Source organism: Burkholderia diffusa, assembly GCF_001718315.1.
GTDB lineage: Bacteria > Pseudomonadota > Gammaproteobacteria > Burkholderiales > Burkholderiaceae > Burkholderia > Burkholderia diffusa_B.
Window position 1 is genome coordinate 2,662,354 of record NZ_CP013362.1, and the last position, 24,237, is coordinate 2,686,590.

The following is a 24,237-nucleotide window of genomic DNA, read 5'->3' on the forward strand; positions in this document are numbered from 1 at the left end:
GCCGTGCATGCTTCTTGCTCGCCTATTCTGTAGGTAAACTGGCAGTCTTCCTTCGGCCGACATCATGAGCATGATCGACATCGATCCACCCGGCTTCCAGCCGCCCCGCCCCGTCGCCGGCGACGACGGGAAGCGGCGCACCGTGCTGTACGGCGCGTACACCGTGTTCAGCGTGTTCCAGCCCGTTTTCTCGGTGTCGCACCGCCGCGCGATCGGCTACCACGCGTCGCTGCGCGCGCACGACGAGGACAGCCGCCAGGTTGCGTCGCACGAAGTGTTCACGCAGGCGGCGCGGCGCGGCGATCTGCTCGAGCTCGGCCGGCTCGCCGAGTCGTTGCATCTCGGCAACTTCCACGCGTTCGACAGTCACGACGAATGGCTTTTCCTGAGCCTGCATCCGGCCGCGCTGATGGACACCGTCTACGGTGACGCGCTGCTCGCGAACCTGAAGGCGCTCGGCCTGCCGCCGCATCGCGTGGTGCTCGAAGTGCCCGAGCAGGCAGGCGGCGAGACGCCGCGCTATGCGGCGATCGTCGACGGCCTGCGCAAGGCCGGCTTCCTGATCGCGCTTGGCGGATTCGGCGCGAAACATTCGAACATCGACCGCGTGTGGCACCTGCATCCCGACATCGTCACGCTCGACCGCGGGATCCTCGCGCAGGCGAGCGAACACTCGCATCTCGAGCGCGTGCTGCCGGGGCTCGTGTCGCTGCTGCACGAATCCGGCCAGCTCGTGCTGATGGGCGGGCTCTCGACCGAGCGTGACGCGCTGATCGCGCTCGAATGCGATGTCGATTTCGTGCAGGGGCAGTACTTCGCGGGGCCGAGCGTCGACCCCGTGCAACCGCAGGCCGCCGCGGGCTGCATGGATACGCTGTCGGCCGCGTTGCGGCTACGCGTCGCGCAACGCGAGCGCACGCAGGCCGAACGCCTCGCGCCATACGTCGCCGCGCTGGAGGAAGCGAGCCGCAAGCTCGTCGCGGGCGAGCCGCTGATCGACGCAGCCAGCGCCGTGCTCGGATTGCCGGAAACCGCTCGCTGCTTCCTGCTCGATGCATCGGGCCGCCAGATCGGCGACAACGTGCTCGCACGCGGCAGCGTATCGCAGCGGGCGAAACGCTTCCGGCCGCTGCTGCATTCGGAAGGCGCGAGCTGGGAGCGCCGCCCCTACTTCATCCACGCGATGCGCGCGCCGGGCCGCGTGCACCTGACACCGCCGTACCTGTCGATCAACGAAGCGCACCTGTGCGTGACGGCATCGATCGCCGCGCCGGCCGCGACCGGCATGCAGGTGCTGTGCGTCGACATCAACTGGGAAGCGGCGCTCAACGGCGAATGAGTTCGTGCGCCGCGCTCATGCGGCGCCATCGAGGTCGTCGGCCCGGCGCGCGATCAGCCGATGCACGCGCTTGCCGGACGACGCGCTGACCACCTCGTGCTCGTCGATCACATGCATGCCCGCGCCGAGCGCCGCATGCATGCGCGCCGAATCGAGCGGTGTGTACAAGCGACCGCGTTCGTCGCGCAACGCGCCGTTGCCGGCCACCCGCCAGCTCAGGTACAACGTGCCGCCGGGCATCAGCAGCGCGGCCAGCCGTGCGGCCGCCGCGGCGGCATCCGCCTGCTCGAGATGCATGACGACCGTCTCGCACAACACGTTTCGAAACGCGCCGGACGGCACGCCCGCGAGCGCCGGCAGCGCGGCCAGTTCGAACGTCAGCGACGGGTGGCGCAAGCGCGCCTCGGCGAGCAGCGCCGCGCTCGCATCGTAGCCGCGCACGTCGAATCCTTGCGACGCGAGCCACGCGGTGTCGCGCCCCGCGCCGCAGCCGACGTCGGCGGTCGGCCCCGGCGAGAAATACTGCTCGAGCAACGCATACATGTCGTCGGGCGCGGCCTGGTCGAGCCAGTCCTGCGCGTATTGCGCCGCATGGGCTTCGTAGGCATCGAGAGTCGGGCGATCCACCATGGCGATTGCTCCGCGTACGCGTCCTGTCGTGCGACGCACACCGCATCTTAGCCGTTGCGCATCGCGCGTGGTGTGGCGCGCGGTCCCAACCCGCGCTCACGTGGCCCGCGCGATACGCGTGCGCAGGCAGATCGACCGATAGCGCCCATTGCCGCCGCGAGCCGGCCGCCGAGATAGCAGTCGAGCGAGCCCGCGCCGAACACGCGGACCGGCGCGGCCGACGGGTCAGACATGCGAGTGCGCGCCACCGTGGACCGGGCCCGCGCGCCGCTCGACTTCGCGGCGCACATTGCCGCGCAGGCCCGCGAAAAACGCGACTTCGGCGACGACGAACAGCGGCCCGACCATCAGGCCGACCAGGTCGTCGACGAACGCGGGCTTGCGCCCTTCGAACCAGTGCCCGACGAACTGCACGATCCAGCCGACCACGAACGCTCCAACGCCGATCCCGAGCCATTGCGCGGTCGGCTGCAGTGCGAGCGTCTGCGCGGCCCACAGGCCGAGCGCGAACAGCGCGGTCATCACCAGCCCGAAACGCAGGTCGAGACGCAGGTAGAACACCGCGAACGCCACCGCGAGCAGCAACGCCGGCGACAGCGCGACGCCCGCCAGCACGCCGATCGCGGGCCGTGACAGCAGCACCTCGACCGCGAACACGATCATCGGAATGCCGACCAGATGCGTCGCGATGTTGCGCGCGTCGCGATGATAGGCCGCATACTGGGAAAGGTGATCCACGAGCGTCTTCATGGCGCCTCCTGAACGATCATTGAACGCTATGATGCGCGTCACGCCCGACAACCTCTGTCAGCTACCCGACATCGCGTGCCCATGCCCTCGCCGCTCGCCCCGTACCTGCCGCAGATCGAAGCGCACCCGTGGTTCGCCGCGCTGCCGCCCGCGTTGCGCGAGGCGCTGCTCGCCCACGCCGCGTTGCGGCACCTGCCTGCCGGCCACGCGCTGTTCCGTCGTGGCGACCCGCCGTGCGGGCTGTATGCGGTGCTGGCCGGTTCCCTCACCATAGGCGCGGTCGATCCGCACGGCAAGGAAGCGCTGCTGACGGTCGCCGAGCCCGTTACGTGGTTCGGCGAGATCGCGCTGTTCGACGGCCAGCCGCGCACGCACGATGCGATCGCACTCGACGACACGCTGCTGCTGCACGTCCCGCAGGCCGCGCTGCTCGCGATGCTCGACGCGACGCCGCAATACTGGCGGCAGCTCGCGCTGCTGATGGCGCAAAAGCTCCGGCTGAGCTTCCTGACCGTCGAATCGATGAGCGTGATGCCGGCCGCGCAGCGGCTTGCCGCACGGCTGCTGATGATCGCCGACGGCTACGGCGGGATCAGCGCCGGCCGCACGCGCATCCGCCTGTCGCAGGAAAAGCTCGCGGCGATGCTCTCGCTCACGCGGCAGACCACCAACCAGCTGCTGAAGGCGCTGCAGGCCGACGGTGTCGTGCGGCTGCATGTCGGCGAAATCGAACTCGTCGACGTCGACGCGCTGCGTCGCGCGAGCGGCCTGCCCGACGGTTCGCACTGATCGCGCCCCGACGCCGCGCAATCGCCGCAACGCGGCATTCCCGCCGTCATGGCATTGCGCTATCGTGGCGGCTCCTTCGCCCACCCCGCATCCTCTCTTGAACACGTCGACCGTCACTGCTCCGTCCCGCCATGCGTGGCCCGTATTCGTCGCATTCCTGCGGCTCGGCCTCACGTCGTTCGGCGGCCCCGTCGCGCATCTCGGCTACTTCCGCGACGCGTTCGTCACGCGCCGCGGCTGGCTGACCGAGCGCGCCTATGCGGATCTCGTCGGCCTGTGCCAGTTCCTGCCTGGACCGGCGAGCAGCCAGGTCGGGATGGCGATCGGCCTGTCGCGCGCGGGCTATGCGGGGATGTTCGCCGCATGGCTCGGCTTCACGCTGCCGTCCGCGCTGCTGATGATGCTGTTCGCGCTCGGCGTCCACGCGACGGGCATGCCGGTCGCGGCAGGCGCGCTGCACGGGTTGCGGATCGTGTCGGTCGCGGTGATCGCTCAGGCGGTGTGGGGCATGGCGCGCACGCTGTGCCCGGATGCGCGCCGCGTCAAGCTGATGGCGATCGCGGCCTGCATCGCGCTGCTCGTCCCGACCGCGTGGCTGCAGGTCGTGGTGATCGTCGCGGCTGGGGCAGCCGGTCTCATGCTGTTGCCGCAGCCCGAGCGCGGCGCCCACGATCCGCTGCCGCTGCACGTGTCGCACCGCGGGGGCGTGCTGTGGCTCGTACTGTTCGCCGCGCTGATCGTCGTGCTGCCGGTCGCGGCGAGCGCGTTCCACTCGAACACGCTCGCCGTCGTCGATGCATTCTTCCGCACCGGCGCGCTGGTGTTCGGCGGCGGCCACGTTGTGCTGCCGCTGCTGCAAGCGGCCGTCGTCGCACCCGGCTGGGTCGGCGATTCGGCGTTCCTGGCCGGCTATGGCGTCGCGCAGGCCGTGCCGGGGCCGCTCTTTACGTTCTCGGCCTTCCTCGGTGCGTCGCTGCGCGACGCGCCGAACGGCTGGCTCGGGGCGACGATCGCGCTCGTGTCGATCTTCGCGCCGTCGTTCCTGCTCGTCGCGGGCACCGCGCCGTTCTGGGAACGCCTGCGCCGCAGCACGCACATGCAGGCCGCACTCGCGGGCGTGAACGCGGCGGTCGTCGGGCTGCTGCTTGCCGCGCTCTATCACCCGGTGTGGAGCGACACGATCGTGTCGCCGCGCGACTTCGCGGCCGCGCTCGTCGCATTCGTCGCGCTCGTGTTCTGGCGCGTGCCGCCGTGGGCCGTCGTGATCGCGAGCGCGGCGCTCGGCTGGTTGTCGGGGATGATCGTCTGATCGGGCGAATGCCGCGTGTCGCTTCATGGCAGACGAAAACGAAAAAGCCCTCGTGACGAGGGCCTTTTTCTAGGGTATCGCGCGCCGCAGTGGCACGCGGGATACCTGGACTTACGCGAAGTTCTTCGCTGCGAAGTCCCAGTTCACGATGTTCCAGAACGCTTCGACGAACTTCGGACGTGCGTTGCGGTAGTCGATGTAGTACGCGTGTTCCCACACGTCGATCGTCAGCAGCGGCTTGTCGGCCGTCGTCAGCGGCGTGGCGGCGTTGCTCGTCGACACGATGTCGAGCGAACCGTCGGCCTTCTTCACGAGCCATGCCCAGCCGGAACCGAACGTGCCGACCGCGGCCTTCGTGAAGGCTTCCTTGAATGCGTCGTACGAACCCCACTTCGCGTTGATCGCGTCGCCCAGCGCGCCCGACGGTGCGCCGCCGCCGTTCGGCGACAGGCTGTTCCAGAAGAACGTGTGGTTCCAGATTTGCGCGGCGTTGTTGAAGATGCCGCCCGACGACTTCTTCACGATCTCTTCCAGCGACAGGTTTTCGAATTCCGTGCCCGGGATCAGATTGTTCAGGTTCGTCACATATGCCTGGTGATGCTTGCCGTAGTGGTACTCGATCGTCTCTTTCGAGATGGTCGGCGCGAGTGCGTCTTCAGCGTACGGGAGCGGCGGGAGCGTATGAGCCATGGCGATTCCTTCGTTGAGTATGTAGGGAGGCTGTGTTGAATGCTGCCGAGCGTCCGATTGTAGGCGAGTCCGAATATCCCCGCAAACTCACGGGCATTTATCCGCGGTATGCAGAAAATCGCCGCTGGCGCTTCATCCGGCAGGACGAGACGGCGACGCGCAGCATCCGTTCCCGCGTCGGGCAGCCGAAGTACGGCCGGGGCGCCGGACGCGCGACCTTCGTTTCGCTTACGCGTTGCGCCGCCGTCAGATCGTGTCAGTCAGCCTCGGCTGCACGTCGGCAAGCGACACGTCGGCCGAGCCTTCGGCAAGATGCACAGTGAGCCGGCGCTGCGGCTTCAGCGCACTCGGCGCGCGCACCGCGCGGCCGGTCTGCGCGTCGATCAGGGCCGCATAGCCGCGCTCCAGCGTGCGCTGCGGGCTCAGCACCTCGAGCCGCGCCGCGCAGGCCGACACGCGCGCGGTATCGCGCTCGTGACGGCGCTGCAGCGCCACCGCGAGACGTTGCGACAGTGCGGCCAGCGCCTGACGCGCCTGCGCCGGGTCGGGCCGCACACGCTGCCAGCGCAATTGCGCGAGCGCGAAACGCGCACGCGCGTCGCGCACCGGCCGCGACGCCGCCGACGCGAGCCGCACCGCCAGTTGTTCGACGTGGGTGCGTTGCCGCTGCAGCCGTTCGGCCGGGCTGACGAGCCGGCGCGCGAGCCAGTCGAGCTGCTGCGCACGCTGTTCGAGCCCGCGTTCCAGGCAGCGTGCGAGCGCGCGCTGCCGGTCGGCCACTTCGCGCAGCAGCAACGCGCGCTGGGGACTCGCGAGCTCGGCCGCGCCGGTCGGCGTCGGCGCGCGCAGGTCCGCCGCGAAGTCCACGATCGTGAAATCGGTTTCGTGGCCGACGCCGCTGACGACCGGCAGTTCGCTCGCCGCGATCGCACGTGCAAGCGCTTCGTCGTTGAACGACCAGAGATCCTCGATCGATCCGCCGCCGCGACAGACGAGCAGCACGTCGACCTCGCGCCGCGCGTTCGCGATCTGCACGGCCGCGACGAGCTTTTCGGCGGAACCGGCACCCTGCACGGGCGCCGGATAGACGATCACCGGAATGTGCGGCGCGCGGCGCGCGAGCGTGGTCAGCACGTCGCGCAACGCGGCGGCCTGCAGCGACGTGACGATGCCGATCGCGCGCGGGTGTGCGGGCAACGGCCGCTTGCGTTCGGGCGCGAACAGCCCTTCGGCCTCGAGCTGCGCCTTCAGCCGCAGGAACGCCTCGTACAGACGCCCCTGGCCCGTGCGCCGCACGGCCTCGACGTTGAGTTGCACTTCGCCGCGCGGCTCGTACATCGTGACGACCGCGCGCACCTCGATCCGGTCGCCTTCGCGCGGCGTGAATTCCGCATACTGCGCGCGACCGCGGAACATCACGCAGCGCATCTGCGCCTGCTGGTCCTTGATCGAGAAATACCAGTGGCCGCTGGCGGCGCGCGTGAAATTCGACACTTCGCCCGAGATCCACAGCAGCGGAAACGAGCGCTCGAGCATCGTCGAGATTGCGCGATTGAGCGCCGAAACGGGAATCACTTCGTCGCCGCCGCGAGTCGCGCCGGGAGCGGAAAAAGGGGAGTCGGAAAGCATGAGCGGTCGGATGAATGCTGGCGGCGACACGATAGTCCGACACGCGCGCGGCGTCCAGCGCCGGCCGCCCGCACTGCAACACGCCAAAGGTGTCCACACTCTGGAAATCGTCCGCCAAAAACACCCGAAAACCGCGAAAAAGACCAGACAATTCCGCGTAACGCATTGATTTTTATATATTTTTAAACCTTTCGATTTTATTCGAAGTCGATTCGATGTCCGGCCGGCGGGCGTTTGGCGCGAACGAGCGGGGAGTTTTTCACAGAGTTATCCACAACCCGCGCCGATCCGCCCCCAACGGATACGTCGCCTGGCCGCGCTTGCCGCGTGCGCGTGCGGCGCGCTAGAGTGCCGCCTTCCGAAGACCTTGCGGCATGCGCCGCCCAACGGAGAATCCGTCTTGATGAATCCGTCTCAAGCCGCGGTGCACGACGCGCCGCATCCGGCCCGATGAGCACGCCCGGCGGCCCGCTCGCGCGGCTCGAAGCGCGCCTCACGCGCGAATGGCAGCGACGCGGCGCCCTCGCCTGGGCGCTCACGCCGTTCGCGTGCGTGTTCGGCCTGTGCGCGGCGCTGCGCCGCACGGCCTACGCGCAAGGCTGGAAGCAACCGGTCGACGTCGGCGTGCCCGTCGTCGTGGTCGGCAACGTGACCGTCGGCGGCACCGGCAAGACGCCGACCGTGATCGCGCTCGTCGACGCGCTGCGCGCAGCCGGGTTCACGCCGGGCGTCGTGTCGCGCGGCTACGGCGCGCACGTGAAGGCGCCCACCGCCGTCACGCCCGCATCGCGCGCAAGCGCGGCAGGCGACGAGCCGCTGCTGATCGCACGCCGCACCGGCGTGCCCGTGTGGGTGTGCCCCGACCGCGTCGCGGCCGCGCAGGCGCTGCGCGCCGCGCACCCGGATGTCGACGTGATCGTCAGCGACGACGGCCTTCAGCACTACCGTCTCGCCCGCACGGTCGAGCTCGTCGTCTTCGACCACCGGCTCGGCGGCAACGGCTTCCTGCTGCCGGCTGGGCCGTTGCGCGAGCCGCTGTCGCGCCACCGCGACGCGACGCTCGTCAACGATCCGTACAGCGGCGCGCTGCCGCCGTGGCCCGACACCTATGCGCTCGCGCTCACGCCGGGCGCCGCGTGGCACCTCGACCAGCCGGCGCTGCGCCGCCCGCTGTCGCAGTTCGCGAACGAGCGCGTGCTCGCCGCGGCCGGCATCGGCGCGCCGGAACGCTTCTTCGCGACGCTGCGCGCGGCCGGCCTCGCACCGGCGACGCGCGCGCTGCCCGACCACTACGCGTTCGCCGACAATCCGTTCGTCGACGACGCGGTCGATGCGATCCTGATCACCGAGAAGGATGCAGTAAAATTGGGCGCTTCCTGGCGCGACGCTCGGCTGTGGGTCGTCCCCGTCGAAGCCGCGCTCGATCCTCGCCTCATTGCCCTCGTTGTGGAGAAACTCCGTGGACGCTCGCCTGCTTGAAATCCTTGTGTGCCCTATCTGCAAAGGCCCGCTCCACTATGACCGCGCCGCGCAGGAGCTGATCTGCAACGCGGACAAGCTCGCCTACCCGATCCGCGACGGCATCCCCGTGATGCTCGTCGACGAAGCGCGCCAGACCGTCGAAGGCACGCCGGTCGACCCCGCCGGCCCGGCCGGCAGCTGACGCCGCACCGTTGCACCAGCGCCTGGCCGCGGTTCGCCGCGACCGCGTGCCGGCCCCTGCCCCGGGCGGCGTGCCTTCGACGCGCCGCCCGCCCCGCTCTTCTCACCGCCCAGCCCCGATGACTCATCCGCAGCCCTTCATCGCCGTCATTCCTGCCCGGCTCGCGTCGACGCGTCTGCCGAACAAGCCGCTCGCCGATCTCGGCGGCAAGCCGATGGTCGTACGCGTCGCCGAGCGCGCGCGCGAAGCGGGCGCGCAGCAGGTGTTCGTCGCGTCCGATGCGCAGAGCGTGCTCGACGCGGCCCGCGAGCACGGGTTCGAAGCGGTGCTGACGCGCGCCGATCATCCGTCCGGCACCGACCGGCTCGCGGAAGTTGCCGCGACGTTCGGGTGGAGCGACGACACCGTCGTCGTCAACGTGCAGGGTGACGAGCCGCTGATCGACCCGGTGCTCGTGCGCGACGTAGCGTCGCACCTCGCCGCACATCCGGACTGCGCGATCGCGACCGCCGCGCACCCGATCCACGACGCCGCCGACGTGTTCAACCCGAACATCGTGAAGGTCGCGCTAGACGCGCGCAACGTCGCGATGTACTTCTCGCGCGCGCCGATTCCGTGGAGCCGTGATGCTTACCAGCCGCACTGGCCCGACGTCGCAGCCATGCCTGCACCGGCCTTTCCGGTCCATCGCCACATCGGGCTGTACGCGTATCGCGCGCGTTTCCTGCGCACCTATCCGTCGCTCGCGCAGGCGCCGATCGAGCAGGCCGAGCAGCTCGAACAGCTGCGCGCGATGTGGCACGGCGAGCGCATCGCGGTGCTGATCACCCAACATGCGCCCGAAGCCGGCATCGACACGCCAGCCGATCTCGCACGCGTGCAGGCCCTTTTTCGGCCGGGTTCAAAATAACCCGTGGCATAATCAGGCGATTGTGCGAGCCGTCCGCGACCCGCGCGTCCTCGCTTGACCCTGCCACGGCCCGCCCCGGCAGCCGCGCGTCGCTTTTCGCCGACGCGCCGCATCAGACCGGTCCGCCGCGCGCAAGGCAAGCCCCGCGCACGCTGTCGCCGACGCTTTTGCGTCTCGCCACACGAATCTACATACTGGAGATATCACCATGCGTTTGATCCTGTTGGGCGCGCCCGGCGCGGGAAAGGGCACCCAGGCAAACTTCATCAAGGAAAAGTTCGGCATCCCTCAAATCTCGACGGGCGACATGCTGCGCGCGGCCGTCAAGGCCGGCACGCCGCTCGGCATCGAGGCGAAGCGCTTCATGGACGAAGGCAAGCTCGTGACGGACGACCTGATCATCGGTCTCGTGAAGGAGCGCCTGAAGGAAGCCGATTGTGCGAACGGCTATCTGTTCGATGGCTTCCCGCGCACGATCGCGCAGGCTGACGCGATGAAGGAAGCCGGCGTCGCGATCGACTACGTGCTCGAGATCGACGTCCCGTTCTCGGAGATCATCGAGCGCATGAGCGGCCGCCGCACGCACCCGGCGTCGGGCCGCACGTACCACGTCAAGTTCAATCCGCCGAAGGTCGAGGGCGTGGACGACATGACGGGCGAACCGCTGATCCAGCGCGACGACGACAAGGAAGAAACCGTCAAGAAGCGTCTCGAAGTGTATGAAGCGCAGACCAAGCCGCTGATCAAGTACTACGGCGACTGGGCGCAGCGCGGCGAGGAAAACGGCCTGAAGGCCCCGCAGTATCGCAAGATCTCGGGCCTCGGCACCGTCGATGAAATCCGCGAGCGTGCGTTCGACGCACTGAAGTAACGACCGCGTCGCGCACCGCAAGCCGCCCTTCCGGGCGGCTTTTTTTCGTCTGCTGCGTCCGTTTCGTCCGACCTGGATTCGCACGACCGGGCCGCACTGGCCGACGTGCGACGGCGCCCCGTACAATCGACCGAACGCGTGGACCGGCGCACCGGCGTTGCTCCGATCGACCGGCATCGCATCCAACCAAGGAGACAGTGATGGAGATTCGCGGCAACGTCTTTCTGATCACCGGCGGCGCATCGGGCCTCGGCGCCGGGACGGCCCGCATGCTCGCGCACGCCGGCGGCAAGGTCGTCCTCGCCGACCTGAACGACGCGGCCGGCACGGCGCTCGCAACCGAGCTGGGCGGCCTGTTCGTGCACTGCGACGTGTCGAGCGAGGCCGATGCGCACGCGGCCGTCGACGCCGCGACGCGCACGGGCATGCTGCGCGGCCTCGTGAACTGCGCAGGCATCGCGCCCGCCGCGAAAACCGTCGGCAAGGACGGCGCGCATCCGCTTGACGTGTTCGCGAAGACGATCAACGTGAATCTGGTCGGCACCTTCAACATGATCCGGCTCGCGGCCGCCGCGATGGCTGCGACCGCGCCGAACGACGGCGGCGAGCGCGGGGTGATCGTCAGCACCGCGTCGGTCGCGGCTTACGACGGACAGATCGGCCAGGCCGCGTACGCGGCGTCGAAGGCCGGCGTCGCGGGCATGACGCTGCCGATCGCACGCGACCTTTCGCGCAGCGGCATCCGCGTGATGACGATCGCGCCCGGACTGTTCGAGACGCCGATGCTGCTCGGCATGCCGAAGGACGTGCAGGACGCGCTCGGCGCGATGGTGCCGTTCCCGCCGCGGCTCGGCAAACCGGAGGAATACGCGATGCTGGTGCGCCAGATCGTCGAGAACCCGATGCTCAACGGCGAAGTGATCCGCCTCGACGGCGCGATCCGGATGCAGCCGAAGTAAGCGGCCACGCAACTGCAAATGAAAACGCCCGCGATGCGGGCGTGTTCACGTTCGGGGTTTCGGCGATGCCGGGCGGCTCAGTCCTCGCCGTCGCGCTGCATCCGCTGCCGCAACTCGCTCACCTGCGATTCGACGACGGTCGCGTCGTCCGCATCGGGCCGCTCGCCGAGATACTGCTCGAGATCCTCGAGCGCCGGGCGCAGATAGTCGAGCCTCGCATAGGCGAAACCGCGGTCGCGCACCTCGTCGAGCTGTTCCGGCAGCAGGATCACGAGCCGCTGCTGCACGGCGAGCAGCCGCTGCCAGCGTTCCGTCTGCAGGTAGATCGTCTTCAGGTTGCGCAACATCCGCGCGATGATCTCGCGGCTCGTTGCCGGCTGCAGCAGCGCGCGCAACGCGCTGTCGACCGCGCCCGCCGCACGCGCGACGTACGGCTCGAGCATCTCGACCATCTCGGCCTCGGACAGCGAATGACCATTGGTCGGATCGATGATGAGATCGCCGTCCGGCAGCGTCACGCGCAGCAGGAAGTGGCCGGGGAACGACACGCCGCGCGCCGGCACGCCGATCTGCTCGGCGAGCTCCAGGTACAGCACCGACAGCGAGATCGGAATCCCGCGCCGCCGCTTCAGCACCGCGTTCAGGTGGCTGTTATCGGGGTCGTAGTAATCGTTGTGATTGCACGCGAAGCCGAGTTCGCGGAAGAAGAACTCGTTCAGCGCGGCGACGCGGTCCTTCAGGTCCGCATCGTCGGCGAGCCGGCGGCGCAGCCGCGCGGCCAGCATGTCGATTTCGGCGAGCGTGCCCTGCAGGTCGAGGTCGGGATACGCGTCCTGCGCAAGCGACAGCGCGGTTTCCGTGACGGGCAGACTGTCGTCGTCCGCCACGAGCGTGCTGAAGTAGTCGAGGACGCGGGTCATTGCGGTCGTCACTTGGCGCGCCTTCTGAAGTAAGCGTATTTGAAGCCCATTACCCACAACATACCGAAATATAGTGCAGCGAACAGCACGAGGCATGCGGCCATCAGCGCGATGCGATCGAGCGGCTGCGCGCGCATGCCCGTCCAGTCGAAGCTGATCGCGCACCAGTGCATCAGGCCCGCGAGCACGAGCGCCGCGCCGATCATCTGCACGAAGAAGCGCAGCCAGCCCGGCGACGGCTGATAGATGCCGCGCTTGCGCAGCCCGAGAAACAGCAGCAGCGAGTTCAGGCATGCGCCGACGCCGATGCTCAACGTGAGGCCCGCGTGGCCGATCAACGGCACGAACACGTAGTTCGAGATCTGCGTGACGATCAGCACGCCGATCGCGATCTTCACGGGCGTCTTGATGTCCTGCTTCGCGTAGAAGCCCGGCGCGAGGATCTTGATCAGAATGATGCCGACGAGGCCGATCCCGTAGGTCGCGAGCGCGCGCGCGACCATCGTGACCGTATGCGCGTCGAACTTGCCGTAGTTGAACAGCGTCGCGGTGAGCGGCGTCGCGAAGAAGAACAGCGCGAGCGCGCTCGGCGCCGCGAGCAGGAACGTGACGCGCAGCCCCCAGTCGAGCAGTGCCGAATATTCATGCGTATCGGCGTCGACGTGCGCCTTCGACAGGCTCGGCAGCAGGATCGTGCCGAGCGCGACGCCGAGCAGCGCGGTCGGGAATTCCATCAGGCGATCGGCGTAGTTGATCCACGACACGGCACCCTGCCCGAGCCGCGACGCGATGTTGGTGTTGATGATCAGCGACAGTTGCGCGACCGACACCGCGAACGTCGCGGGCACCATCTTCGCGAGCACGCGCTTCACGCCGGGATGACGCAGCGCGCGCACCGGATTGAGGCCGATCAGCGGCACCATGTCGATCTTCTTCAGCCCCGGCAGTTGCACGACGAACTGCAGCACGCCGCCCACGATGACGGCCCATGCGAGCGCATAGACCGGCACCTTCAGGTGCGGCGCGACGAACACGGCCGCGGCGATGAACGCGACGTTGAGCAGCACCGGCGCGAACGCGGGCAGCGAGAAGCTCTTGTAGGTATTCAGCACGCCGGACGCGAGCGTCGTCAGCGAGATGAACACGATGTACGGGAACATGATCCGCGTCATCGTGACAGCGAGCGGGAACGCCTGGCCGTCGGTATGCAGGCCGGACGCGACCGCGAACACGACCCACGACGCGCCGGCGATTCCGAGGACCGACAACACGGCGAGCGCCCAGGCGAGCACGGTCGACATCGCGTCGACGAGCGCCTTGGTCGCATCGTGCCCCTGCTGGTTCTTGAACTCGGCCAGGATCGGCACGAACGCCTGCGAGAACGCGCCTTCGGCGGACAGGCGGCGCAGCAGGTTCGGAATGCGGAAGGCGACGTAGAACGCGTCGGTGTATTGACTGGCGCCGAACGCACGGGCGATCAGCGTCTCGCGGGCCAGTCCGGTCACGCGCGACAGCAGCGTGAAGCCGCTGACCGTCAGCAGGGCTCGGAATAGATTCATGGGGCGCTTATTATACGGACGTTGCGTGTCCCGGCACGGACGGATGCCGAAAAGGGCCCACGCCGCCGGCGGCCCCGTTCGGCCGACGTCACGTTGACCTTGCCACGCGCTTGATTTTGTTGCTATAATCGCCGGTTTCTGAGCCTGTTACATGCACGGCGCCTGTCGTTTTCATGTCTCGGCCTCGGTTAAAATCACCGTTTTTTATGCGCCCCTGGGCAATCGTTCTCAGGGGACGGATCGAAAAGCAGCGCTTGGCCGTCAGGCTCCAAGCTCTGGAAACAGGACAGGATAAGGAACCGTCATGGCTAACTCCGCACAAGCACGCAAGCGCGCCCGCCAAGCCGCGAAGGCAAATTCGCACAACTCGGCGCTGCGCTCGAAATTCCGTACCGCGATCAAGTCGGTCCGCAAGGCTGTTGAAGCCGGCGACCAGGCAAAGGCTGCCGAGCTGTTCAAGGCTGCCGTGAAGACGATCGACACGATCGCCGACAAGAAGATCGTTCACAAGAACAAGGCCGCTCGCAGCAAGAGCCGCCTCGCCGCAGCCGTCAAGGGTCTGCAGGCAGCAGCGTAAATCCGGTGCGCCCGCTCTCGCGGGCGTTCCTGTTTCCTGCGATCGCAAAAAAGCCCGCCTAGGCGGGCTTTTTTGTTGCGCGTCGCCCGCGCATCGCGCCGGGCGGCCGTCAGGCGCGGGATGCCCCCTCGCCCGCCGAATTCACTTCTTCTCGTTGTAGTCCGGCAACTCGCACGCCTCGGTGACGACGAGGTTGTTGTCCTTCGCGAAGTTCAGCACGAAATCGAACGCCATCGGCTCGATGTCGCGCAGCCGGGAATCGAGGATCACGCATTTCAGGTCGCCGAGCATCGTCGGACGCACGTACAGCGAATATTTCAGGCGCGCATTCGGCCCGCTTGCACCCGGCCCGAAACAGGCCATCACGCCGGCCAGACGCTCCGACCAGTCGCTCGGGCGAAACTTTTTCCCGTCTTTCGTGATGCCCTGGATGAAGAATTCGGTCGGAGGGGTTTCAGCCATGTGGTTACCCAAGTGACGGCCCGGCGATGCCCAGGCGACGGCGCCTGGATACGCGAACACAAAGCTGGAGTGGACGACGGCACATGCGCTCCGATATCCCGAAAACAGGCTGTCGATGCGTGCCGCCGACGCGCCGCACCGGATTTGTGCAGCGCATCGCTTGTGTCCGGCAGAGCGCCAAAACGCTTGCCTGCCGGGCTGGAGAAAACTTTTGAATTATACCGCAGCGCGACATCGCGCGTCGTCTCGCGGCCCCTCTTCCGGCGTGCTCCCGCGCACGCCACGATCCCGCCCCGGTTTTCGGCGCGGCTCGTCAAAGCACAGAAAATCCTTTATGCTGCTTTGAGTTATCCACACCCGACGGCGGCGCCGTCCGGCCCCGCTGCCGGTTCCGACCCGCCGTATTTCGTTTCATGACCGCCAAAACCATTCGTCACTACCTGCAGTTCAAGGATTTCTCGCTGGAAGACTACGAGTACGTGCTCGAACGCACGGGTATCCTGAAGCGCAAGTTCAAGAACTACGAGACCTATCACCCGCTGCACGACCGCACGCTCGCAATGATCTTCGAGAAGAGTTCGACGCGCACGCGCCTGTCCTTCGAAGCCGGCATCTTCCAGCTCGGCGGCCACGCGGTGTTCATGAGCACGCGCGACACGCAGCTCGGCCGCGGCGAGCCAGTCGAGGATTCCGCGCAGGTCATTTCGCGGATGGTCGACATCATCATGATCCGCACGTTCGAGCAGGACGTGATCACCCGCTTCGCGGAAAACTCCCGCGTGCCCGTGATCAACGGCCTGACCAACGAATACCACCCGTGCCAGGTGCTCGCCGACATCTTCACGTACTACGAGCACCGCGGCCCGATCGCTGGCAAGACGGTCGCGTGGGTCGGCGATGCGAACAACATGCTGTACACGTGGATCGAAGCCGCACAGATCCTCGGCTTCAAGCTGCGCCTGTCGACGCCGCCGGGCTATGCGCTCGACATGAAACTCGTGTCGCCGGACAGCGCGCCGTTCTACGAGGTGTTCGACGATCCTAACGAAGCGTGCAAGGGCGCCGATCTCGTGACGACCGACGTGTGGACGAGCATGGGTTTCGAAGCCGAGAACGAAGCCCGCAAGCAGGCGTTTGCCGACTGGTGCGTCGACGAGGAAATGATGGGCCACGCGAACGCGGACGCGCTCTTCATGCACTGCCTGCCCGCGCACCGTGGCGAGGAAGTGACCGCCGGCGTGATCGACGGCCCGCAGAGCGTCGTGTGGGACGAGGCGGAAAACCGCCTGCACGTGCAGAAGGCGCTGATGGAGTTCCTGCTGCTCGGCCGCCTCAAGCACTGATCGCAGCACCCGCACGCCGCCGGCATCCGGCGCCATGCAAAAAAAGCGCCGATCGACGATTGGCGCTTTTTGTTCGTATGGGGCGAAAGCGAATGAAATGCGCGGTACGCAAGACCGCGCTACAGGCACACCGGCTCGGGTTCGAGCTCGACGCCGAACCGCTCGCGCACGTCGTCCTGGATCGCACGCGCCAGCGCAAGGACCTCGGCACCCGTCGCGCCGCCGCGATTCACCAGCACGAGCGCCTGCCGGTCGTGCACGGCCGCCGCGCCGAGCGCTCGCCCCTTCCAGCCGCAGCGGTCGATCAGCCAGCCGGCCGCGAGCTTCACCTGCCCGTCCGGCTGCGCATACGACACGACGTCCGGCGCGCGCGCGCGCAGCGCGTCGAACTGCGCGGCGTCGATCACCGGATTCTTGAAGAAACTGCCCGCGTTGCCGAGCACGAGCGGATCGGGCAGCTTCGCGCGGCGGATCGCGACGACCGCGTCGAACACGTCGCGCGGCGTTGCCGCGTCGGGCGAAATGCCGCGCGCGTCGAGCTCGCGCGTGACGTCCGCGTAGCCGAGCCGCGGTGTCCAGCGCTTGGGCAGCCGAAACGTCACCGCGACGATGGCGAAGCGCCCGCGCCCTTCCCGCTTGAAGAAACTGTCGCGATAGCCGAATGTGCAGCGCGCCGCATCGAAGCATTCGCTACGCCCCGTCGCGAGCTCGACGGCGACCAGCGAGTCGAAATACGTCTTCATCTCGAGGCCGTACGCGCCGATGTTCTGGATCGGCGCGGCGCCGACGGTGCCCGGAATCAGCGCAAGGTTCTCGAGGCCCGGCATCCCGTGCTCGAGCGTCCACGCGACGAACGCGTGCCAGATCTCGCCGCCGCCGGCCTCGACGTACCACGCGTCGTCGTCCTCGCGCACGACGCGGCGGCCGGCGATCTCGTCGAACAGCACAACGCCGTCGAAATCGCGCGTGAACACGACGTTGCTGCCGCCGCCGAGCACGAGCCGCGGCAGCGATGCGACGCGCGGGTCGCGATGCAGCGCCTCGAACTGCGCCGCCTGCGTGATGCGCGCGGCGAAGCGCGCCTTCGCGGCGATGCCGAACGTGTTGTGCGCGGCGAGCGGATGGTCGGGGAGCAGCGACAGGGCGGAATCGTCAGGAGGCATCGGCATTCGCGGTCACGTCCGCCGGGCGGGCTCACGGCCGGCCTTGGGCAAACGGAGGGGCATCGGTAAAATGGCAAACAGTCCGCAATTATAGCGAGTGCCCGCGCGCAAGCCGGGGCGCCCGCATCTCAAGGGAGAATGCCATGCCATCGTTCGACGTCGTTTCCGAAGCGAACATGATCGAAGTGAAGAACGCCATCGAGCAGTCGAACAAGGAAATTTCGACGCGCTTCGACTTCAAGGGCTCCGACGCACGCGTCGAGCAGAAGGAGCGCGAGCTCACGCTGTTCGCCGACGACGATTTCAAGCTCGGCCAGGTCAAGGACGTGCTGATCAACAAGCTAGCGAAGCGCAACGTCGACGTGCGCTTCCTCGACTACGGCAAGATCGAGAAGATCGGCGGCGACAAGGTCAAGCAGGTCGTCACCGTGAAGAAGGGCGTGACGGGCGACCTCGCGAAGAAGATCGTCAGGCTCGTGAAAGACAGCAAGATCAAGGTGCAGGCAAGCATCCAGGGCGACGCGGTGCGCGTGGCCGGCACGAAACGCGACGACCTGCAGAGCGTGATCGCGATGCTGCGCAAGGACGTGACCGACACCCCGCTCGACTTCAACAACTTCCGCGACTGATCGACGCGGTCGACCGGGCAGTCCGCCGGTCACGCCGCGCCGCCGGGCCCCGCATGCGGGGCGCCTCGGCGGGCGGCAGCAGTCACTTCCTTCCTCAGGCCTTCCCGCCGTCCTGCGCGCCGCCGTCGGACGCCGCCTTCTTCTTGTCGCCAATCCGGCTTTCCTGCCCCGCCAGCAGCTTCGAGATGTTGCCGCGGTGGCGCCACACGAGCAGCACGCTCATCGCGAGCACGGCCCACGCGACCGGGTTGTGGCCGGTGCCGAACAGGAACACGTCGAACACCGGTGCGAACACGGCCGCCACCAGCGCCGCGAGCGACGAATAGCGGAAGAAGAACGCGACGATCAGCCAGGTCAGCGCGGTCGCGAGGCCAAGCACCGGATGCACGGCGAGCAGCACGCCGGCCGCGGTCGCGACGCCCTTGCCGCCCTGGAAGCGGAAGAACACCGGATACAGGTGGCCAAGGAATACGGCGATCGCGACCCACGCAACGGCGACGTCGGGCAGCCCGAAGTGCCGCGCGAGCCAGACGGCGAGCCAGCCCTTGAATGCGTCGCCGGCGAGCGTCAGGATCGCGGCCTTCTTGTTGCCGCTGCGCAGCACATTGGTCGCGCCGGGATTCTTCGACCCGTACGAACGGGGGTCGGCCAGGCCCATCGCGGCGCTGACGACGACGGCGAACGACACCGAACCGATCAGGTAGGCAACTAGTGCGGCGAGCAGGATCTGCATGCGGAGAACTCTTCTTTCAACGTATCGGTGAAGGGGCGGCCGGGCACGGCATGCCGGCCGGTTGTGGCGGGCGCCGTCGCGGCGAACCGCCGGCAGGCCGTGGCGGCCGGTCGTGCGGGCCGACCGGCCGAAACGGCGCCCATTCTACCGAACGAGCGCGGCCTGCCACGAAGGTGAAACCCTCAGTCGACGCTCGCACACTGCACGGGCGCCGCGCCGAGCAGCGTCGTGAGCACCGCCGGCGCGAGGCTGACGAGATAGCCGCGGCGGCCGCCGTTCAGGTAGATCGTCGGCAATTCGAGGATGGTCGACTCGACGTACACGGGCATCGTCTTGCGCGTGCCGAACGGCGACGTGCCGCCGACCAGATAGCCGGAATGGCGGTTCGCGACGTCGGGCTTGCACGGCTCGACGCGCTTCGCGCCGATCTGCCGCGCGAGGTTCTTGGTCGACACCGTGCGGTCGCCGTGCATCAGCACGATCAGCGGCTTCGCGTGCTCGTCCTCCATCACGAGCGTCTTCACGACGCTGTGTTCGTCGACGCCGAGCTGGCGCGCCGACTCGCCGGTGCCGCCATGCTCGACGTAATCGTACGGATGCTCGCCAAAGGCGACGCCGTGGCGGCGCAGCAGCTGGGTCGCGGGTGTCTCGGACACGTGTCTGGATTTGCTCATGGCGGCATTTTAATGGCGAACGACCGGTACACGGGCGTCAACGCACGATTGCGTCGTCCCGTGTTCGCGGCGGCGTGCCGCACGCCGGCGGTATACTCGCGACCCGTTTTGCACGGTGCCCCCGGCGAGCGCCCGTCGCCGCGGCGCGTTCGTCCGTCATCATTGCGGACATCGCGAAGCGCTATTGCCCGATTGGCCGATTGTGGCGCGCCCGCCGTCATGGCACGATCGTTCGCAAAACTCGCCGCGCCGCCGCCCGGCCCTTCTTCTGGAGACGCCATGTCCTCGCCTGTCCGCTCATCCGCGCCACTCGACGTCGCGGCACTGCTCGCCGCCTTGCCCGGCCGCATCGCCGACGTGCCCGCCCGCTGGGCCGCGCACGCACCCGCGCGTCCGGCGCTGGTCGAAGATGCGCGCCGCCTGTCGTACGGCGAGTTGTCGCGAGCAGTCGATGCGGCCGCCGAGCGGCTCGCGCGCCTCGGCGTGCACGGCGGCGATCGCGTGATGATCGTCGCGGAAAACAGCGTCGCGCAGATCGTGCTGCTGTTCGCGGCGGCGCGCGTCGACGCATGGGCGCTCGTGTCGAACGCGCGACTGTCGGCCGGCGAACTCGATGCGATCGCCGCGCACGCGCGGCCGAAGCTGATCGCATTCGCGACGGAAGCGTCGCCCGATGCACGCGCGCACGCGGCGCGCCACGACGCGACGCCAGCCGATACGCTGCCGGTCGACATCGGCGCGTGGTCATACCGCGTCGACGCGAGCGCGCCCGGCGAACCTGTGGCGGCCGATGGCGCCGCGCAGTGCGCGGCGCTGATCTACACGACCGGCACGACGGGTACGCCGAAAGGCGTGATGCTGTCGCACCGCAACCTGTTGTTCATCGCGGCGACGTCGAGCGCGCTGCGCCGCGTGTCGCCGGACGACGTCGTCTACACGGTGCTGCCCGTGTCGCACGTGTACGGGCTCGCATCGGTATGCCTCGGCAGCCTGTACGCCGGCGCGACGCTGCGGCTTGCGCCGCGCTTCTCGCCGGAGGCCGTGCGCGTGGCGCTCGCCGACGAAGGCGTGACGATCTTCCAGGGCGTGCCCGCGATGCACGCGAAGCTGCTCGAGCATCTGCACACGCATGCGCACGCGTGGCGCGCGCCGCGGCTGCGCTTCGCGTATTCGGGCGGCTCGCCGCTCGACGCCGACCTGAAGGCGCGCGTCGAGCGCGTGTACGGCGTGCCGCTGCACAACGGCTATGGAATGACCGAGAGCAGCCCGACGATCACGCAGACACCGCTCGACGCGCCGCGTGCGGACTGCTCGGTCGGCGTGCCGATCCCGGGGGTCGAGATGCGGATCGTCGCGCCCGACGGTGCCGACGTGCCGCAGGGCGAAGTCGGTGAAATCCGCGTGCGCGGGCCAAACGTGATGCTCGGCTACTACCGCAACGCGGAGGCCACGCGCGCGGCCGTATCGCCGGACGGCTGGCTCAGCACCGGCGACCTCGCGCGCCAGGAAGCGGACGGCTCGGTGACGATCGCGGGCCGCAGCAAGGAGCTGATCATCCGCTCGGGCTTCAACGTGTATCCGGTCGAAGTCGAACAGGTGCTGAACGCGCATCCGGATGTCGTGCAGGCGGCGGTCGTCGGCCGCGCTGTCGACGGCAACGAGGAAGTGCTCGCGTTCGTCGAGCTGGTGCCGGGTGCGACCGCGACCGAGGCCGAGGCCGCGCTGCAGGCGTGGTGCGCGCAACGGCTCGCGCCTTACAAGCGGCCCGCGCGCATCCGCGTGCTCGATGCGCTGCCGGCCGCATCGACGGGCAAGGTGCTCAAGCACAAGCTGCGCGAGCTCGCGTGACGCACGTGCGCGGGCCGCGTCCCGCGCGTGGGCCCGCACACGCCGCACTAACCGCGCGGGTGGTGCTGCGCGTGCAGCGTCTTCAGCCGCTCTCGCGCGACGTGCGTGTAGATCTGCGTGGTCGAGATGTCGCTGTGGCCGAGCAGCAACTGCACGACGCGCAGGTCGGCGCCGTGGTTCAGCAGATGCGTCGCGAACGCGTGCCGCAGCGTATGCGGCGACAGGTGCGCGCGCACGTCGGCCTGCTGCGCGTGGCGCTTGATGATGTTCCAGAACTGCTGGCGCGTCATGCCGTCGCCGCGGCCGGTGACGAACAGCGCATCGGCCGCGCGCGCGCCGAGCAGCGCCGGCCGCGCATCGCGCAGATAGCGCTCGATCCAGCCGTGCGCGACTTCACCGAACGGCACGAGCCGTTCCTTCGAACCCTTGCCCATCACGCGCACGACGCCCTCGTTGAGCCCGACCTCGACGGTCTTTAGCGTGACGAGTTCGCTCACGCGCAACCCGCTCGCGTACATCAGCTCCAGCATCGTGCGATCGCGCAGGCCGAGCGGCGTACCGATGTCGGGTGCGCCGAGCAGCGCTTCGACCTGCGCCTCGGACAGCGTCGACGGAAACCGCGCGGCCTGTTTCGCCGACGTGATCCGCAGCGTCGGGTCCGCGCTCGCGTGATGCTCGCGCACGGCCCAGCCGTAATAGCGACGGAACACCGACAGCCGCCGGTTCGACGACGTCGCCTTGCCATCGCTGCGCGCGGCGATGTAGCCGGTCACCATCGCTTCGTCCGCCGAATCGAGCGACGCGCCGTGCGTCGCGGCCAGCCATTGCGAAAACAGCATCAGGTCGCGCCGGTACGCGTCGAGCGTGTTGCGCGCGAGCCCGTGCTCGAGCCACAGCGCGTCGCAGAACACGTCGATCGACGCACGGCTCGCGAGCAGCGCGGGCGATGCCGCGGCTTCGTCGCCGTCGGCACCGGACGCGGAGTCGGAGGAAAGCAAGGGTTCACTCATCAGTACGGCACGCCTTCGTGCGCCAGCAGCCAGCGCTTCACTTTCTGGTAATAGCCATTGTCGTCGTGGTTCGCGAAACCGCCGAGACCGCCTGCCGCCACGACGCGATGACACGGAATCACGAGCGGGAAATAGTTCGCGCCGCACGCCTGGCCGACCGCACGCGGCGCACTGCCGATCCGCTTCGCGACCTGCCCGTAGGTCAGCACCGTGCCCGGCGGAATGTCGCTGATCACGTTCCACACACGATGCTGGAATGCGCTGCCGACGTCGGCAAGCGGCAGATCGAAACGCGCCGAAGCGCGCTCGAAATAACGTTCGATCTGCTCGACCGCGCGCTTGGCGAGCGGCGAGTCCGGCTCGACCGACTTCACCGACTCGGGCAGATAGACGATCTCGCGCACCACCGCGGCATCGGTACGGATGCCGACCTTGCCGAACGGTGCGTCGATGACTGCGTTGAACATGAACTTCTCCTCACCGGTGAGGCGCGCGTCGCCGCGCGCCGACGACACTGTACGCCGCCTTCATGCAGCCCGCAGCGCCCATTCGACATGCTCGCGCACGACCGGCGACGGATCGTCGGCCCGCGCGCGCAATGCGGCGACGATCGCGTCGCGTGCATCGGGCGCAAGCCGATCGGCCGGCGCGCGCAACGCGTTGCCGAGCCCGACCGCGAGGTTGCGCAGCCAGCTTTCGTAACCGATGCGCCGGATCGCGCTGCCCTGCATCCGCGTGTCGAACGCGTCGGCATCCCAGCCGAACAGCTCGACCAGCGTCGCGCGGTCAAGCCCGTGCCGCACGTCGAAGTCGGCGACGGGTGCCGCCTGCGCGAACTTGTTCCACGGGCACACGAGCTGGCAATCGTCGCAGCCGTATACGCGATTGCCGATCATCGGCCGCAGCGGCTCCGGAATGCTGCCTTTCAGCTCGATCGTCAGGTAGGAGATGCAACGGCGCGCGTCGACGCGATACGGTTCCACGATCGCGCCGGTCGGGCACGCGTCGATGCAGCGCGTGCAACTGCCGCAGTGCGCGCCGGGCGTCTCGGGCGCGACGTCGGGCGCGGTTTGCGCGTCGGTCGGCAGCGGCACGTCGACGTAGATCTCGCCGAGGAAGAACAGCGAACCCGCGTCGCGCTGCAGCAACAACGTGTGCTTGCCGCGCCAGCCGACGCCGGCCTTCTGCGCGAGCTCGACCTCGAGCACCGGCGCCGAGTCGGTGAACACGCGGTAGCCGAATGCGCCGATCTCGCGCTCGATGCGCTCCGCGAGCGTCTGCAGCCGGTTGCGCAGCACCTTGTGATAGTCGCGGCCGCGTGCGTAGATCGACACCACGGCCGCCTGCGGATCGTCGAGACGCGCGCGCTCGCGTGCGCGCCAGTCGTGCGGCGCGAGTGCGCCGGATCGCGCATCGGGGGTGTCGACGGCGAGCGTTTCGGCCGGCAGATACGCGAGCCGTGCGGAAATCACGCGTCGCGTACCGGCCACAAGTTCGGCCGGCCGCGCGCGTTTCATCCCGTGTTTGGCCATATAATCCATTTCGCCGTGGTAACCGGCTTCCAGCCAGGCGGCAAGGCCTGCTTCGGCATCCGAGAGATCGGTATCGCTGATGCCGATCGCCCCGAAACCCAATTCGCGCCCCCACGCCCTGATGCGAGCGGCGAGCGCTGTCAACGTCGCATCGTCGAGCGCGCACGGCGCCGCGCCTTCGGCACGTGTCGAAGGTCTGTCGGATGCGGCGAGTTCCGGTAATCGGTTCATCGCACTATTTTACGAGA

Annotated in this window: 25 protein-coding genes; 12 read left to right on the forward strand and 13 right to left on the reverse strand. The window is 68.3% G+C overall.

Going from position 1 to position 24,237, the window contains the following annotated elements; all coding sequences use genetic code 11:
- The first annotated feature begins 64 nt into the window (after window positions 1-64).
- Window positions 65-1,339, forward strand: a complete 1,275-nt coding sequence (locus WI26_RS12270) for an EAL domain-containing protein (RefSeq protein WP_059465632.1) — start codon at window positions 65-67, stop codon at window positions 1,337-1,339.
- 15 nt (window positions 1,340-1,354) lie between these two features.
- Here the strand turns inward: WI26_RS12270 and WI26_RS12275 are convergent, their stop codons facing one another.
- Together WI26_RS12275 and WI26_RS12280 are read right to left on the reverse strand one after the other, a co-directional pair.
- Window positions 1,355-1,969, reverse strand: a complete 615-nt coding sequence (locus WI26_RS12275) for a class I SAM-dependent methyltransferase (RefSeq protein ID WP_059511846.1) — start codon at window positions 1,967-1,969, stop codon at window positions 1,355-1,357.
- A 225-nt stretch (window positions 1,970-2,194) separates the two neighbouring features.
- Window positions 2,195-2,719: a DUF962 domain-containing protein gene (locus WI26_RS12280; protein ID WP_069226044.1), complete on the reverse strand. Its 525-nt coding sequence runs from the start codon at window positions 2,717-2,719 to the stop codon at window positions 2,195-2,197.
- 81 nt (window positions 2,720-2,800) lie between these two features.
- Here WI26_RS12280 and WI26_RS12285 point away from each other — a divergent pair, with 81 nt between their 5' ends.
- Complete coding sequence (locus WI26_RS12285; protein WP_069226045.1) at window positions 2,801-3,508, forward strand: Crp/Fnr family transcriptional regulator; 708 nt, start codon at window positions 2,801-2,803, stop codon at window positions 3,506-3,508.
- A gap of 97 nt (window positions 3,509-3,605) precedes the next feature.
- Window positions 3,606-4,817 carry a chromate efflux transporter gene (gene chrA, locus WI26_RS12290; protein WP_069226046.1) on the forward strand — a complete coding sequence of 404 codons (1,212 nt, stop codon included), beginning with the start codon at window positions 3,606-3,608 and terminating at the stop codon, window positions 4,815-4,817.
- Between the two features lie 111 nt (window positions 4,818-4,928).
- On the opposite strand, the gene sodB is transcribed toward chrA, so the two are convergent.
- Both sodB and xseA read right to left on the reverse strand, forming a co-directional pair.
- Window positions 4,929-5,507, reverse strand: a complete 579-nt coding sequence (gene sodB, locus WI26_RS12295) for a superoxide dismutase [Fe] (protein WP_044848579.1) — start codon at window positions 5,505-5,507, stop codon at window positions 4,929-4,931.
- A gap of 246 nt (window positions 5,508-5,753) precedes the next feature.
- The gene (gene xseA, locus WI26_RS12300; RefSeq protein ID WP_069226047.1) at window positions 5,754-7,136 is read right to left on the reverse strand and encodes an exodeoxyribonuclease VII large subunit; all 1,383 of its coding nucleotides are present in this window, start codon (window positions 7,134-7,136) and stop codon (window positions 5,754-5,756) included.
- Between the two features lie 450 nt (window positions 7,137-7,586).
- Here xseA and lpxK point away from each other — a divergent pair, with 450 nt between their 5' ends.
- The 5 genes from lpxK (at window position 7,587) to WI26_RS12325 (ending at window position 11,539) form a co-directional block, all read left to right on the forward strand.
- Entirely contained in the window at window positions 7,587-8,615 is a 1,029-nt protein-coding gene (gene lpxK, locus WI26_RS12305; protein WP_060323756.1) for a tetraacyldisaccharide 4'-kinase, read from the forward strand.
- The gene (locus WI26_RS12310; protein ID WP_006750935.1) at window positions 8,596-8,799 is read left to right on the forward strand and encodes a Trm112 family protein; all 204 of its coding nucleotides are present in this window, start codon (window positions 8,596-8,598) and stop codon (window positions 8,797-8,799) included. Before lpxK ends, WI26_RS12310 begins: the two co-directional genes overlap by 20 nt.
- A gap of 118 nt (window positions 8,800-8,917) precedes the next feature.
- Complete coding sequence (gene kdsB, locus WI26_RS12315; RefSeq protein WP_059540139.1) at window positions 8,918-9,709, forward strand: 3-deoxy-manno-octulosonate cytidylyltransferase; 792 nt, start codon at window positions 8,918-8,920, stop codon at window positions 9,707-9,709.
- A gap of 208 nt (window positions 9,710-9,917) precedes the next feature.
- On the forward strand, window positions 9,918-10,580 hold the full coding sequence (gene adk / locus WI26_RS12320) for an adenylate kinase (RefSeq protein ID WP_069226048.1): 663 nt from the start codon (window positions 9,918-9,920) through the stop codon (window positions 10,578-10,580).
- Window positions 10,581-10,780: 200 nt separating this feature from the next.
- Window positions 10,781-11,539: an SDR family NAD(P)-dependent oxidoreductase gene (locus WI26_RS12325; RefSeq protein WP_069226049.1), complete on the forward strand. Its 759-nt coding sequence runs from the start codon at window positions 10,781-10,783 to the stop codon at window positions 11,537-11,539.
- A 77-nt stretch (window positions 11,540-11,616) separates the two neighbouring features.
- On the opposite strand, the gene WI26_RS12330 is transcribed toward WI26_RS12325, so the two are convergent.
- Together WI26_RS12330 and murJ are read right to left on the reverse strand one after the other, a co-directional pair.
- Window positions 11,617-12,459: a SirB1 family protein gene (locus WI26_RS12330; protein ID WP_059465805.1), complete on the reverse strand. Its 843-nt coding sequence runs from the start codon at window positions 12,457-12,459 to the stop codon at window positions 11,617-11,619.
- Window positions 12,460-12,467: 8 nt separating this feature from the next.
- Window positions 12,468-14,018 carry a murein biosynthesis integral membrane protein MurJ gene (gene murJ / locus WI26_RS12335; RefSeq protein WP_059465641.1) on the reverse strand — a complete coding sequence of 517 codons (1,551 nt, stop codon included), beginning with the start codon at window positions 14,016-14,018 and terminating at the stop codon, window positions 12,468-12,470.
- Between the two features lie 304 nt (window positions 14,019-14,322).
- On the opposite strand from murJ, the gene rpsT reads away from it, so the two are divergent.
- Entirely contained in the window at window positions 14,323-14,595 is a 273-nt protein-coding gene (gene rpsT, locus WI26_RS12340; protein ID WP_006482211.1) for a 30S ribosomal protein S20, read from the forward strand.
- A gap of 141 nt (window positions 14,596-14,736) precedes the next feature.
- Here the strand turns inward: rpsT and WI26_RS12345 are convergent, their stop codons facing one another.
- A complete protein-coding gene (locus WI26_RS12345; RefSeq protein WP_006762342.1) occupies window positions 14,737-15,057 on the reverse strand; it encodes a DUF3579 domain-containing protein in 321 nt (106 codons plus the stop codon).
- A gap of 413 nt (window positions 15,058-15,470) precedes the next feature.
- Here WI26_RS12345 and argF point away from each other — a divergent pair, with 413 nt between their 5' ends.
- The gene (argF, locus tag WI26_RS12350; RefSeq protein WP_059511839.1) at window positions 15,471-16,400 is read left to right on the forward strand and encodes an ornithine carbamoyltransferase; all 930 of its coding nucleotides are present in this window, start codon (window positions 15,471-15,473) and stop codon (window positions 16,398-16,400) included.
- 119 nt (window positions 16,401-16,519) lie between these two features.
- Here the strand turns inward: argF and murB are convergent, their stop codons facing one another.
- Window positions 16,520-17,569: a UDP-N-acetylmuramate dehydrogenase gene (murB, locus tag WI26_RS12355; protein WP_069226050.1), complete on the reverse strand. Its 1,050-nt coding sequence runs from the start codon at window positions 17,567-17,569 to the stop codon at window positions 16,520-16,522.
- Window positions 17,570-17,706: 137 nt separating this feature from the next.
- Between murB and WI26_RS12360 the strand changes: the two genes are divergently transcribed.
- The gene (locus WI26_RS12360; RefSeq protein WP_069226051.1) at window positions 17,707-18,192 is read left to right on the forward strand and encodes a YajQ family cyclic di-GMP-binding protein; all 486 of its coding nucleotides are present in this window, start codon (window positions 17,707-17,709) and stop codon (window positions 18,190-18,192) included.
- 94 nt (window positions 18,193-18,286) lie between these two features.
- Here the strand turns inward: WI26_RS12360 and plsY are convergent, their stop codons facing one another.
- Both plsY and ybaK read right to left on the reverse strand, forming a co-directional pair.
- A complete protein-coding gene (gene plsY / locus WI26_RS12365) occupies window positions 18,287-18,925 on the reverse strand; it encodes a glycerol-3-phosphate 1-O-acyltransferase PlsY (protein ID WP_069226052.1) in 639 nt (212 codons plus the stop codon).
- A 182-nt stretch (window positions 18,926-19,107) separates the two neighbouring features.
- Window positions 19,108-19,599 (reverse strand): Cys-tRNA(Pro) deacylase, encoded by a 492-nt coding sequence (ybaK, locus tag WI26_RS12370; protein ID WP_069226053.1) that lies wholly within the window; start codon window positions 19,597-19,599, stop codon window positions 19,108-19,110.
- Window positions 19,600-19,878: 279 nt separating this feature from the next.
- Between ybaK and WI26_RS12375 the strand changes: the two genes are divergently transcribed.
- On the forward strand, window positions 19,879-21,447 hold the full coding sequence (locus WI26_RS12375; protein ID WP_069226054.1) for a class I adenylate-forming enzyme family protein: 1,569 nt from the start codon (window positions 19,879-19,881) through the stop codon (window positions 21,445-21,447).
- 47 nt (window positions 21,448-21,494) lie between these two features.
- Here the strand turns inward: WI26_RS12375 and xerD are convergent, their stop codons facing one another.
- Genes xerD through queG form a run of 3 tightly spaced genes read right to left on the reverse strand, consistent with a single transcriptional unit; the run spans window position 21,495 to window position 24,220 of the window.
- Window positions 21,495-22,457, reverse strand: coding sequence for a site-specific tyrosine recombinase XerD (xerD, locus tag WI26_RS12380; protein ID WP_069226055.1), 963 nt, complete (start codon window positions 22,455-22,457; stop codon window positions 21,495-21,497).
- Complete coding sequence (locus WI26_RS12385; RefSeq protein ID WP_059511859.1) at window positions 22,457-22,924, reverse strand: methylated-DNA--[protein]-cysteine S-methyltransferase; 468 nt, start codon at window positions 22,922-22,924, stop codon at window positions 22,457-22,459. The genes xerD and WI26_RS12385 overlap by 1 nt, the downstream gene beginning before the upstream one ends.
- A 60-nt stretch (window positions 22,925-22,984) precedes the next feature.
- Complete coding sequence (gene queG / locus WI26_RS12390) at window positions 22,985-24,220, reverse strand: tRNA epoxyqueuosine(34) reductase QueG (protein WP_060323770.1); 1,236 nt, start codon at window positions 24,218-24,220, stop codon at window positions 22,985-22,987.
- Window positions 24,221-24,237 lie beyond the last annotated feature (17 nt).